Source organism: Marinoscillum furvescens DSM 4134 (assembly GCF_003386095.1).
In the GTDB taxonomy this organism is placed as follows: Bacteria; Bacteroidota; Bacteroidia; order Cytophagales; family Cyclobacteriaceae; genus Marinoscillum; species Marinoscillum furvescens.
This window is the reverse complement of sequence record NZ_QREG01000040.1, coordinates 4,302-19,662: the sequence shown is the minus strand read 5'-3', so window position 1 is coordinate 19,662 and position 15,361 is coordinate 4,302. Positions and strand designations below refer to the sequence as shown.

The following is a 15,361-nucleotide window of genomic DNA, read 5'->3' as shown; positions in this document are numbered from 1 at the left end:
AATCAAGAGCTGACCCTGGATGTAAGTGACCTCAACCAGGGCGTCTACCTGCTCAACTTCATCGACACAGAAAAATCTGGGTCCAAGACGATTGTGTCCAAAAAACTATATATTAAATAGATATAATAGGATTGAATGAGGAGCCTGGTAGATTTCTATCGGGCTTTTAAATTTTGGAGTTTATCGAAAATCGCAGTTGTTAACTACATAAATCAGGCTATTCACCACATTTATTTTGCCTTTTAGTACCTGGCTAAAGTATATTGCTTCGTAGTATACTAACACCACCGCCATGAGTACCAATCACTTAGCTGCCAAACTAGGGTTCAATTATTATGCCATTGGATTCCTAGTAGTTTTATTTGTACTGAACTGCCCTGTTCTCCACGCACAAAATAACGCCCTAATTTTTGATGGAACGAATGAGCACCTGACGGTACCACATGATCCGACGTTGAATGTGTCTGTCTCAGACTTTACTTTAGAAGCATGGGTATACCCAACTAATACAGGAAGTCTGACTATACTAGCCAAAGGCCATGGTGGAGGTGTCAACAACTCTGAAGTGTTTATTTTTGCTGTAGACGTCCAAAAGATTAAACTTTATCTGCACGGTACAACATCTGGTGCCTGGGGAGAAAGCCTTACTACCGTTCCACTCAATACCTGGTCACATGTGGCTGTGAGTTATGATATCAATGCCAATCAGGCCACTTTTTATTTAAATGGAGCAGCGGACGGTACATTTAATTACCCGGAGCCCCCTTCGGTCACGGATACAAATCCTTTGTTTATTGCACAACAAGGGTACTCTTGTGCATGCAATCATTTTAATGGGCAACTCGATGAAATACGAATATGGAATAAGCAGCGTAATGCTGAAGAAATAGCTAATAATCATGATCGCCCTGTGGCAGGTGATGTACCAGGTTTAGTAGCATACTACGACTTTGAGGCTAATGTTGGTACTTCCACTGCAGTAGATGCTACATTAAATGGACATGATGCCACACTTATCAATATGGAAGTTGGGGCAGATTGGGTCACTTCGGGACCTGTGCTGCAATCTGTAAACAAATCAGCGGTTTTTTCAGGGTCTAATACCTATTTCCTGGCACCCACGGCAGGTGGTTTGCCTTTGTACTCTAGTGCTACGGCGGACTTTACTGTAGAAATGTGGATCAAAGGCGGTCCTCAGGCTTTCAACTACGTGTATATGGAAGCCAATTCTGGTTCTTCTACCGTGCCGCATTCATGGATAAGCACCACGGCGGGTGGTCAGTTACTTTTTGCTAAAAGAGGTGATGGGGTCGTGTCTGCTTATGGGCTTACTTCAAATGCCATCATACTAGACAACACCTGGCATCATATTGCCTGGGTAGATAATGCTTCTTCTGGATCACCAAATGTGAAAGTATATGTGGATGGCCAACTAGACGTTAGTCAAAATTACAGCCTATTAAGTTATACAGGTGTTTTGGATGAAGTAACCATAGGCGCTTTTAATCGAGAAGGGGAACCATCCAGTTTTTTCGTAGGTGAGGTAGACGAAATGAGGCTGTGGACTGGCGTACGCACTGCACAGGAAATAGCACTCAATACCAAGGCGGAGTTTACCGCTGCTCCAAACCTCGAGGCTTACTATGACTTCAACGAAGATTCGGGAAATGCCACTGACAGAACTGTCAATGGAAATAATGCCACAAATATGGGGGTGGCTTTCACGCCTACTACATCTAATGAATCTGATCTGCCACCAATTACTCCATCAAATTTTATCGCTTATGCGGTTTCTGAAAGTGATGTGACTATAGAATGGAATGACCAAAGCAATGATGAAATTGGTTTTGTAATTCAACAAGCAACAGACGAAGCCTTTTCAGCACCAAATTACATTTCAGTAGGGCCCAATTCCATTAGTCATACTATCAGCACAGGTCCTGGTCAGAGCTTCTACTACCGAATAGCTTCCAGAACACAAAATGATACGAGTGCCTACTCAGAGCTTGGACATGCAACCACGTTTGAGTTTCCCTCCAAGGCGCTGCGCTTTGACACCTCTAGCTCCACGAGAATTACAGCGTCCACTAATCTACCTGGAGGAAGTTCCCCCTTTACTTTAGAGTTTTGGATCAAGCGTGAAGGGCAAAGTGGTGATCGCTGGATCACCTGGTGGGGGCATGAAACCCCAGTGGCAGATCAGGTAGTTCTCGTCGGTTTTGACGGGACAACAGGTAGAATCAAACTACACAGGCTTAGCGGAAATGACGTAACGGCCACTACCGCAACCATTCCGGTTGGCACCTACACTCATGTAGGACTGGTGTATAATGGCTCTAGTACTACGGATATCTATATAGACGGCTCCTTTGTGGAAACCGTAGACAATACCGTGGCGGTAAACACTCCACCGAATCCGTACCTCGAAATAGGTACATTCGACGGGCAATCCGCTTATACCTTGCAGGCTGATTTAGACGAGTTTAGGATTTGGGATTATGCCAAAACAGATTTTTCTGATCGATTTTCCTTCCTTAATGGAAATGAGGCAGGGTTAATTTTGGTTTATTATCCCTTTGAAGAAGGAGCTGGATTCACTGCAGTAGATAATAGCACAAATGACAATACTGGGGTAATCAATGGGGGAGTATACGTTCCATCTACTCTGTATAGTCCAGTCGCACCGGATAGTTTATATGTCTATGAAGTGACTGAGGGGCACCTCCAAATCAACTGGGCAGATCAATCTCAAGGAGAAGAAGGTCACAAAATATTGGCGTCATCAAATGCCTCTGGACCATGGTCCGAAATAGCCACAGGCATTCAGGATACTTTTTTTGTACACAATCTAGCGGCTGACACGTCCTTGTACTATCGAGTGGCTGCCTATACTGGTGCTGAAAGTGACACGAGCTATGTCAAGTTTGGTAGTACATTGGATTTTCCTGGCAATACTTTACAGCTAGATGGGGTAGATGATTTCTTTGGCCTTTCTGGGGGCGCTTCATTGCTCAGCGGCAAAAGTGTGTGGACTTTTGAAGCGTGGTTAAAATTGGCTACACCTTTGGTCAAAACTCATGGTATCATGAGTGATCCATCTGCTGCTCCTACTATCATTACCGTAACGTCTACCGGAGTTATTCAAATTCGTGACGCAACAAATACTGGAAACTTTCAGTCTACAGCGGCTGCATATCCCGATGATGGTCAGTGGCACCACATCGCCATTTCAAATAATGGAAATAATACGGGGCAGGGAGCGATTTATATAGATGGAACTCCTGTTTCTCTTGGATCAAATGGATTTACAAGTTGGGCAGCATCTTCTGACTCCTTGGTGTTTGGAAAGTGGGACAACTCTGCGAGTGAATTTTTGGATGGTGAGATTGATGAAATACGGTTTTGGGACATATCCAGATCGCAAACGGATATCCAAAACACCATGAACAATAATCTCAATGGAAATGAAAATGGACTGCTATTTTACTATCCTCTGGATGAAAACAGTGGCAATGCGGTTTTTGATGCTTCACTAAACACGAACAATGCTGAAAGCTTTGGACCAACGAGATCCAGCTCCAATCTAGGGGCACCTGTAGCTCCTGATAGCTTGTACACCACTCAGACATCCCCTTATAGCGTTCAGCTAAACTGGAGGGACCAATCAGCTACAGAAGACGGGTTTAAGGTTTTGGCTTCTTCCACTTATAATGGCATATGGACAGAGATAGCCACCGTTACAGATACCTTTTTTGTGCACAATGTTGGACAGGACACATCGGTATTTTATCGGGTAGCAGCCTACAAAGGCTCAGCGGCTGATACAAGTGAAGTGGATTTGGGGAGCACCTATAATTTTCCAGGCCGTTCTTTGAATTTTAACGGATTGAGCACCCTGGTTTCAGCACCAGAAACATTGGGATATACTTCTAGTTTTACCATTTCTGCCTGGATAAAGCCAGGGAACTTTATTCAGAATCAGTGGATATTCTTTAGAGGAAACCCTGCATCTAATGATGGCATTGAACTGTATATCAACACTTCTGGAAATTTATTTTATGGAGAAAGTGACGGTACTTATGAATCCGTGATTTCGGCAGAAACACTTCCGTTGAATAAATGGACACATGTAGCGGCGACACGCACTGGAACGACAATGCAGCTTTACATCAATGGAGTGGCCAGTGGCACTTCCAATACCGTAACTGGGACTCCACCGGGAGGCCAATTTACAATTGGTGCCAGAGATAGGCTATCCGGTACTGATGGCTACTTTATGGGGCCTATTGATGAGATGACAATTTGGGATGTTGCACACACAGATTTTTCATTTAGCAATGGATCTGTACCGCCTAATGATACCAATTTGATGGCGTATTACTCATTTGATGAGGATACTGGTGATAAGGTAATCGACCGAACGCAAAACGGTAACAACGGAACCATTTCAGGTGCTATAATATGGGACGCATCGTTTATGCCGAGTGTAACCAATACAAAAAATGAAGGGTCAGGATCATTGCGTGCTGCTATCGAAGCGGCCAACTTCAATGTGGGGAGAGATTCGATCATTTTTGATCTGCCAGGGGCAGGACCGTGGGAAGTTTTGCTCAATTCGCCACTTCCTATTATCGACGAATTAGTAATAGATGCCACCAACCAGCCAGGTTATAATTTCTCGACAGGAGATCTCATTTCGCTAAGAGATACTACAGGTACACATTCAGGTATTTTCTTCGATAGCCTGGGTAATGCCTCTTACTCCGCAATTTTCGGTCTTCGGTTCGAAGGTTTCGCTAACGGTATAGCTGTCACGGGAGACAACAACCGGCACATTCAAATCGGCACAGTGGGTAAGCCAAACGTGTTTGTCAACAATAACATTGGGCTTTTGGTACATGCTTCCGATTCCCTTACGATTCAGGCCAATTATATTGGACTGGAATACAATGAAATAGCCTTTGGCAATGATGATGGTATTGTTTTAGAAAATGGTTCAAACGGCTCTTTGATTGGGGGTACTTATTCCGAAGGAAATATTGTCTCAGGGAATATCGACGATGCGATTACCCTAGATGGATTAGGAACCAGTTACAATGTGATTTCTGGCAACATGGTAGGAACCAACGTAGCTGGAAATACAGGAATGGGTAATGGTGGAGAAGGAATTTACCTGAAAGGCGGAGCTTCTTACAACAAAATTGGAGATGACCTTGCTGAGATAGGAAACGTAATAGCGGACAATACTGGCGATGGTATATTGATCATCAACGGAAGTGACTTCAATGAAATTTACGCTAACCATATAGGCATTGATGCGAGCGGGTTGGTAGCTATGCCCAACAGTGATGGGATAGACATTAATGATGCGGATTACACAATAATTGGTGGAAGCACATTCAATCTTTACAATACCGTATCGGGTAATACTGATGATGGTATTGAGGTGGACGGCACTTCCTGGGGTACATACATAGTTGGAAACTATGTGGGTCTGAACGCTGCGGGTAATGCCCTTGGAAATGGTCAGGACGGCATCAAAATAGAAAATGCTGATTATTCTACCATTGGAGATACCCTAAATGGAGCAAGAAACTACGTAGGCGCTAATGGCCTCAATGCGATTTTGGTGAAATACGCGTCGCAGACATTCATATATAATAACTTTTTAGGAACTGATGCTACGGGTCTTGTGGCAGCACCAAACGCTCAAAACGGAATTAAGCTTTTCGGGGCGGATTCTACATTTATAGGAACCAACCATGCGCTAGGTGGCAATGTCATTTCTGGAAACAGCGACGATGGTATCGATATTGACTCCAGTGCTTACACTTTTATAAAGGCTAACATTATAGGGCTCGATAGCCTTGGCGATCAGGCGCTGCCTAATGCATTTAATGGGATACTTGCGAAAAATGACGCCAGCTATTTTTATGTGGGTGATACGATCGCTGGTGCTCGCAATGTGATTTCCGGAAACGGCAGTGATGGGTTAGCATTTAGCTCTTCTCCTTATTCCGGATATATTTTTGGTAACTACATAGGCACAGACATCAGTGGCTTTCAGGATCGGTCCAACTCTGGATCAGGGATTGATATCAACGGCACCTCTTTTATTCAAATTGGAGCTACAAACCCATTAGCGCGTAACATCATCTCTGGAAATAATGGTGGCGGTATCGAATTGTCTGGCAGTTCGGCTACTCAAAACCAAATCATTCAAAATTATATAGGCGTAGACATCAATGGTGCTGGAGGTTCGCTTACCCAGCCATTCGGTATTCACATATTTGATCGGGCGTATGACAACTACATCGGGTCGAGTAATCCTACAGATGCAAACCTAATTGCTGATAATGATTCCATAGGTGTGATCATGGAAGCTGCAGCAGACAGCCTGGGTCCAAACTACTTACAAATCAATGCGATTGGCTGTAATGTGCAGGGGCAGTTGGTTTTCCATGAGCCGTCATCTGGTGTAGTAAACGGAGGGATTCAACCGCCAATAGTCAATAGTATCACCGGAGCGACTATATCTGGAGGAACACCAGGGTATCCAAATGGTGCACTGGTATATGTCTATGAGGCGGACTCATGCTCAAATAGTGGAGGCTTTACCTACGTAGATCAAGCTACCGTGTCATCGGGCTCCTGGTCTATAAGTGGTGCATTTGATCCCCAAAAGAAATACCTCGTTTCAGGGTTCGTCAATGGAGTAGGTACATCTCAGTATAGTGGCTACCTGGAAGTTCCAGACAGTGTACTTGCACAGGTTGATGACTTATTCCAAGCGCAGCTTTCCTGGGGTTCTGTGTCCGGGGCCTCGCAGTATGTTATAGAGCGGTCAGTGAATGACACCCTGTCATTTGGGTATCTCGGCACTACAGCGAACACCTTCTACACAGATGCCACTGTAGATGACGGAAACCTCTACTTCTACCGGGTGTTCTCTGATGACGGCACTTCGCTATCCCAGCCATCTGCCACTGTGATGGCAGATATCAAAGGACCGGGAGCAACTATAAATTTCAATGGTATCGACCAATATGTAGAACTCACACGTACTACGTTAGCTTCAGGGCTTACCTACATGGCCTGGATCTATACCACTGCTTATGATAGTTCTGATGTATACGCAGGTAATCCGGCATATACGATCGTCGGGGATCATGACAATAACATTCGAACGTCCTTTGGGGTGTCTAATGGGCACCTGGAATACAATCATTGGGATGGTAGCTGGTATAAGTTGTCCGGTGGAAGAATCCTCAATGATGGTGAATGGCATTTTGTGGCAGTGACACATTCCAACTCCGGAGAAGTACACATGTACGTAGATGGTTTGGTAGATGCCGTCGGCTCCAAATCTTACAACGCAAGTTCTTCATTCGACCGAATAGGAGGAAGTTATTTGAACGGAACTGGCACTGGAGCATTTTTCGAGGGCTACCTGGATGACGTGCGGATTCACAACGCACCGCTGACTCATGAAGAAGTCAAAAGTGAAATGTATCACACAGACATTTATCGGGCGTCGTTGGTTAGGCATTATGATTTCGATATGGTGAGTGATACACTTTTAGTTGATCATAGAAATCGTGCCGATGGATTACTCCAAAATTTTACAGGAAACGAATGGGAGTATTCGGACTCCTATGTGCCATTTGCGCTTGCTGCGACTAAAGTGACTGCTAATGGCTTTGAGGCCAATTGGCTAGAAGTAACGAATGCTACCGAGTACATCATTGAATATGCTGATAATGATACGCTGAGTAGCTCAAGTGTCGTTAGCCTTTCAGCCCCAGCTTTGGGAGCTTTTATCAATGATCCGGGAGCGTTTGACAATATCAGCCCGCTCACACCTTATTATTATCAGATTTCATTCAAAGATGGTAATTACATATCAGAGCCTTCTCAGCTTCGTCAGTTTATGGTAGAGCCTGGCAATGCTTTGATTTTTGATGCTACGGATGACCTCCTGGATTTTGAAGGACCAGTACAATATGAAATTCAGGATTTTACTATTGAATTTTGGGCATTGATAGAGCCTACTGCCACACGTACTATTGATTTCTTTAAGCAGTACGATCCTTACGGGGGAGGGCAACCAAAGATCGTTTCTGCTTCTACCAATACACAGCGACCGTATATTTTTATTCGAGAAACCACTAGTGGCACCAGTGGCTTGCTTACGGGTAACACGGTGATTTTTGATAGCCTGTGGCATCATATCGCCTATGTAAGAGCAGGTAATACTCTTTCCATTTATGTAGACGGACAGTTGGACAATAGCACGACTATTGGGTTTTCAGGCCCTATTCAATTCCCGGTGGAGACTTATACAGAAATTGCCATAGAAGGTGCAATGGATGAGTTTAGATTTTGGGATCACGCCAAGCCTCAAGAAGAAATAGAACAGCTTCAATTCACCTCACTAACCGGTGGTGAGACTGGATTGCGTGCTTATCTAAAAATGGATGAGGATGACGATTTCTACCTAATGGATCAATCTACTTACTACAATGATGTCTATTGGTCTGGTGCTGCAGGTGATTTTGCTTCACCAAACTGGGCGATTTCAGATACCTACAGCAATGAAAGCTTTGCGGTGACCAATACCAATGACTCAGGTGCCGGATCATTGAGACAAGCAATTATAGATGCTAATGGCTCTAGCGCAGATTTTGTAGAAATCATATTCAATCTTCCGGGTACAGACACCACTTCATGGGTCATCGCACCCTTGAGTCCACTACCTCAAGTGACTGCTCCAGTGATCATCAATGGATCTTCTCAGCCAAACTGGGATTTTGCAACCGGACAAATGCCAATTATTGATGGCTCTGGGTTTACTGGAAATGGACTGGAAATTACCTCTCCATTTGTCGATGTATTTGGTTTGAAAATTAGAAACCTTTCCAACTACGGCATCTATTATTTCGGCGAAAATGCCGATAATGCTCGTGTAGGAGAACCAGGGAGAGGAAATATCTTTTTAAACAACGACACAGATATTTACATCTTAAATGCGGACTCTATTACCATTCAGGCTAATCATTTCGGCGTAAAAGCCGACGGTGTAACGGCGCAGGCATCGGGTGATGCCATTAGGATGATCAACACCGCATCATACATTACTATTGGTGGCTCTAATGCGCTTGATGAAGGAAACATTATCGCTGTTGGTTCTGGTACCGGCTATTCAATTCATGGAAGCAATACGGATCACATTTTTGTGCAGGGCAACCTAATCGGAATTGGAGCCGATGGAGTCACGGATGTTACCAATGCAAGAGGAGTTTATTTCGCATCTTCTACCAATATATTTCTTGGCGACTCTAATGATGATTTGAGAAACTACATCGGTGGGATGAATAGCCAATGTGGTATTTATCTGAGCAATGTCGATAGTGTGCTTGTTACCAACAACTGGATTGGCTTTGGACTGGATAGCCTCACGGCATTAGGGTCTCAAATGTCTGGAATTGAAATCCATAATAGCTCTACCCGCGTACACATTGATCAAAATGTGATTTCTGGTAATACTGTGACTAGTGGTGCGGGCATATTGGCAGCAACACTTACTGGAGATGTGACCCTTACTAATAATATTCTGGGCCTTTCGCCAAACGAGCAGGTGGCCATACCAAACAGAAACGGAATAGCAGCCAACAACTCCAATCAGTTATTTATATACGACAATATTATTGCTGGAAATTTACAGGAAGGAATTTACCTTCATACGCTGGCGTCTGATGGAGCGATCATTCAGGGTAATATTATCGGGACAAACAGCCTCGGCAGTCCTGGTCTGGGTAATGGTCAGTTTGGTATCAGGTTGTACTCTGGAGCTGAAAACCATCAAATTGGCGGCACACTTCCAGGTGAGGAGAATGTCATTTCAGGTAATGGGTCCTCTGGGATTCACATATCCGCTACCTCTAATGGGAATATGATATTTGGGAATATTATTGGCTTGGCGCCAAATGAAATAGATACGCTGGCCAATGGCCAATATGGAATATATATTGGTAATTCGGCTAATAATGTAATTGGGGGCGTAGGTACTGATGTGGGCAACACGATTGCACTGAATACAAATGCTGGTGTCTACATTCGAGATGCGGGGTCTACCAACAACGAGATTATTGGAAACAGCATATTTGGCAACCCAGTTGGAATTGAATTGGCATTTAGTGCGCATGGAAATCAGGAGCCTCCTTACATTTTGGACGTAAAAGACAGTCTGATTATAGGAAGATTCCCAGCAACCGCTTCTACAGGTGAAGAGGTACATGTGTATTCCAACGAACTTTACGACGTAGATCAAGGCAAAACATACCTTGGTGTATTTACTGCGACAGGTGGCGAGACGGAGTGGACTATAGCTGGAGCCGGTTTTACGTCAGCCACGTCCTACCAGGCAACCCTGACTACAGTCAACGGCACTTCAGAATTTAGTGCACACTATATTGTCGACAATGACGGAGATGCTGGTTTTGGTACACTGAGAGAAGCTATATCCGTGATCAATGGCACCAGGAATGGTGGTAGTATATCCTTCGATATGGGTGCGGGACCTTATACCATCAGCCCGGCTACTCAGCTTCCAGATCTTACCAATTTCATCATCATAGATGCAACCACAGAACCCTCATTTGATTGGAGTTCTGGTGCATTGGTAACGTTAGATGGATCTGGGTGTGCGGGATGTGACGGTCTGTATGCGAATAATCAGGACGTCACCCTCGAACTGTATGGTATGCGTGTAACTAATTTCACCAATGGAGTCCGATCAATAGGAGTTCTTGCTGAAGGACATAAGATAGGGGCCATCGGAAAAGGTAATATTCTAGTGAATAATTCGACTTATGGATTGCAGCTAGATGGAGCCAACAACTCCAATATCCGTATTCAAAGCAACCTTGTGGGAATAGAATGGAACGATATACCCGCTGGCAATGGAAGCGGTATCAATGCTAGAGCCAATGGTATGTTGATCGGAGGGCCGCTGGATACTTTACGAAATGTAATTTCAGGGAACACTAATTACGGTCTTTTCTTACAGGGGGCAGATGGCTCAATGGTCGAAAACAATTTCATTGGCACCAATACCCAAGGTCAGGACACGGTGGCCAATGGTTCTGATGCCATATTCATCGCTTCAGGAGATGCAGGCATTCGATTTGAAGGGAATGTGATCGGGGCTGGTCAGCACGGAATGTATTTTCAGTCGCTCAATGACAATCACATCATACGCTATAATTATATCGGCCTGACTGCTGATTCAGTTGCACTTCCAAACGCTCAAAATGGTATTTTCTTTGATGGATCAAATGCGACGAACAACCTGGTAAGTGAAAACATGATTGCCTACAATCAGGGTGCTGGGGTACTGATAAATGATGTAGGCTCTATCGGAAATCAAATCACTGCCAATGCTATTTTTGCCAACGTAGGCGGAGGTATTGTAGGTGGAAATAACAACTATGCCTCCCCTTTGATCGATTTTGTAGCACTGGACAGTGTGCATGGTACGGCCGCTATCGGTGATCGCATTCATTTATATCTGGCAGATACCCTGGGTCAGGGACAAGTATTTCTCGACTCTATAGATGCGGATGGAGTAGGTGATTGGTTCATTTCGGGCTTGTCGCTCACCGGTACGGACCAATTGGTTGCTACCGCTTCTGACGTTACTTCCGGTACATCAATTTTTAGTTTGGCACAAGGGCCAGCACCTGAGATGGATGTTGAGGTGTCTGGTATTCCAATGCCTGATTCTGCAAGTTTTGATTTGGGTGCTATTTTGATGGGCGATACCAAAAACGAATCGGTGATCATTTATAATAATGGATCTGTAGACCTCAACCTTTCGGGAACTCCCCTGGCTGTTTCCAGTAATCCATCTGAATTTACGATCGATTTGACGGGAACTTCAACGCTGGTAAATCCTGCCAATCAGACCAGCTTTGCGGTAGCCGTTACGCCTTCAGTACCCGGGAATCGAGTAAGTGAGATTTCAATCGAAAACGATGATTCGGATGAAAACCCATATGAAGTAATCTTACATGCATTTGGATATCCAAACAACGGAGATGCTGGCACGGCGCTTGATTTTGATGGCGTGGACGACTTTATTAGCCTCAATGCCAACGCTCTGGGTGATGGCTATACAGGAGTGTTTAGTGTTGAGGTGTGGGTAAATGTTCCGAATTATTCTGGATTTGATGCTACCTATGGTGCGGCAATCATTCGAAATACCAATAATGATGCTGTTGGAGATTACTTCGTGTCAGTGCTAAACGACGGGACTGTTGGTTTTATGAACAACAGAACGGGTGGAGAAGACGCCTCAGGTTTTAGAACTACCGTGGAAACAATTACTCCGGGTATTTGGCAGCACATTGCTGTGGTATGGAATGGAAGCAGCAATGAAATATATATCAACGGGAACCTGGCCAATTTGAATGCAGATGCCTCATCTGGAGCTTCCTGGTCTCCGGCTTGGGAAATCGGACGTACGGAGGTTGGACCAGCCTATTACTTTAATGGCGAAATAGACGAACTCCGTGTTTGGTCATATCCGCTGACAGGTACGGATATCAATAATTACTTGTTTACGAATGACCTCACAGGTCATCCGGGTATCGGTGGTGACGACCTTATGGCGTATTATCGATTTGACGAAAATGAAGGGCAATTACTTTATGACTTATCCTTTGACCATCATGGTCAATTGCTCGATGATAATGGCGGAAATGGAGATGGAGATGCTGTCGCCATTTGGACCACTTCTGGTGCGCTGTATTTGGATACTACGCCTCCTACTATTTCCATAAATGTGATAGCTACAGATGACATCATCAACGGTACCGAGGATGATGTAGATGTAAGTATTACTGGAGGGACGGATGCAGAGGATGGTCAGACGGTGACAGTCACGCTGAATGCGCAGACATACACAGGAACGGCCTCTTCAAATACTTGGTCTGTGTTAGTTCCAGCAGTTGACGTACAAGCTTTGAATACGAATGAAACCGTATATGCTGATGTCAACGACCTTGCAGGAAATTCGGCCATCCAGGCAAATAGGGCAATTACGTATGATCCTATTGTACCAACAATTACCTTGGATCCTATAGCTGTGAATGATACCATCAATGCGGCTGAAGATGATTCTCCAGTAGTAGTGTCCGGAACTACTGATGCAGAAAACGGCCAAATTGTAAATATTGCAGCAAATGCCCAGAATTATACCGCTACAGTAAGTGGTGGTGTCTGGAGTACTGGAATTCCTGCCTTGGACGTTCAGGCTTTTAGCGGCTCTGAACAAGTAGACGTGGATGTTAGCGATGTAGCAGGAAACGCCTCAGCGGTTTCTTCACGCACAGTCATTTATGACCCTGTGGCTCCAAGCATTTCTGTAAACACGAAGACAACCAATGATTCTAGTCCTGAACTAGATGGTTCAGTAGATGATCCATCAGCAACCATCGATATTTTGGTTGATGGCAATAATTATCAAGCTACTAATAATGGAGATGGAACATGGGTATTGACAGCAGGTCAAATACTGTCATTAGCGGATGGTACCTATGAAGTGGTAGCTACAGCTACAGATAAAGCAGGAAATAGTGCGAATGACTTAACTGCTGGTGAGCTAATTATTGATACGTCAGGCCCTTTAGTGACGATCAACAGTTCAGAGCCCGACCCTACGAATAGCAGTTCTTTCATTGTCAACATAGACTTTAGTGAGTCGGTTAGTGGCTTTGAAGTATCTGACATTACGGTAACAAATGGATCTGCGAGTAACCTGACAACAGGAGACAGTATCAGCTTCTCAGTAGACATAGCTCCGACAGCAGATGGACTGGTGAGTGTGGATGTAGGAGCAGGAGTAGCCACCGACGGAGCTGGCAATGGCAACACCGCCGCTAGTACTTACTCAAATACATATGACAATACCCCACCTACGGTGGATATCCAGGATGAGCCAGCGGTAGTGAGCAGCACATCGCCTTACAATGTGACTTTCAGCTTCAATGAAAATGTTAGTGGTTTTGTGATAGGAGATATCATGGTAGGTAATGGATCGGCATCCAATCTGACGAAAATCAACGATAGCACTTACACGGTGGACATTACCCCTAATGGAGTCGGAGATATTACAATTGATGTTGCTTCTGGTGTAGCTCAAGACATTGCTGGAAATTTAAATGTAGCAGCAATCCAGGCCATAACGCAATATGACGCCTCTGCACCGACAGTGACGATCAGCAGCTCAGAGCCCGACCCAACGAATAGCAGTTCTTTCATTGTCAACATAGACTTTAGTGAGTCGGTTAGTGGCTTTGAAGTATCTGAAATTGCGGTATCTAATGGGTCTGCAAGTAACCTGACTACCGCTGACAGTATTAGCTTCTCAGTAGACATAGCTCCTACAGCAGATGGACTGGTGAGTGTGGATGTAGGAGCAGGAGTAGCCACCGATGGAGCTGGCAATGGCAACACCGCCGCTAGTACTTACTCAAATACCTATGACAATACCCCACCTACGGTTGATATCCAGGATGAGCCAGCGGTAGTGAGTAGTACATCTCCATTTAGTATTACCCTTCAGTTTAGTGAAGATGTTTCAGGCTTTGTGGTAGGAGATATATCTGTGACCAATGGATCGGCCGGCAACTTTATGGCCGTTGATGCGAGTACTTATACTGCTGATATCACTCCAAGTGGTACCGGTGATATGACCATAAGCATAAACGCCGGGGTGGCTCAAGATGCGGCCGGCAATACGAATACAGCAGCCTTCCCAGCGATTACGCAATATGACGCCTCTGTACCGACAGTGACGATCACCAGTGCTGAGCCTGACCCAACGAATAGCAGTTCTTTCATTGTCAACATAGACTTTAGTGAGTCGGTTAGTGGCTTTGAATTATCTGATATTACCGTTACGAATGGGTCTGCAAGTAACCTGACAACAGGAGACAGCATTAGCTTCTCAGTAGACATAGCTCCTACAGCAGATGGACTGGTGAGTGTGGATGTAGGTGCAGGAGTAGCCACCGATGGAGGTGGCAATGGCAACACCGCCGCTACTACTTACTCGATTATTTATGACAATACTGCGCCAACGGTTGATATTCAGGGTGAGCCTGCAGTAGTGAGTAGTACATCTCCATTTAGTATTACCCTTCAGTTTAGTGAAGATGTTTCAGGCTTTGTGGTAGGAGATATATCTGTGACCAATGGATCGGCCGGCAACTTTATGGCCGTTGATGCGAGTACTTATACTGCTGATATCACTCCAAGTGGTACCGGTGATATGACCATAAGCATAAACGCCGGGGTG

Annotated in this window: 1 protein-coding gene; it reads left to right on the top strand. The window is 44.7% G+C overall.

Annotated features, from left to right (window positions below; genetic code table 11):
• Nucleotides 1-292: 292 nt before the first annotated feature.
• Nucleotides 293-15,361, top strand: a 15,069-nt coding sequence (locus C7460_RS23120; protein WP_115870516.1) for a LamG-like jellyroll fold domain-containing protein, incomplete at its 3' end; no start/stop codon positions are given.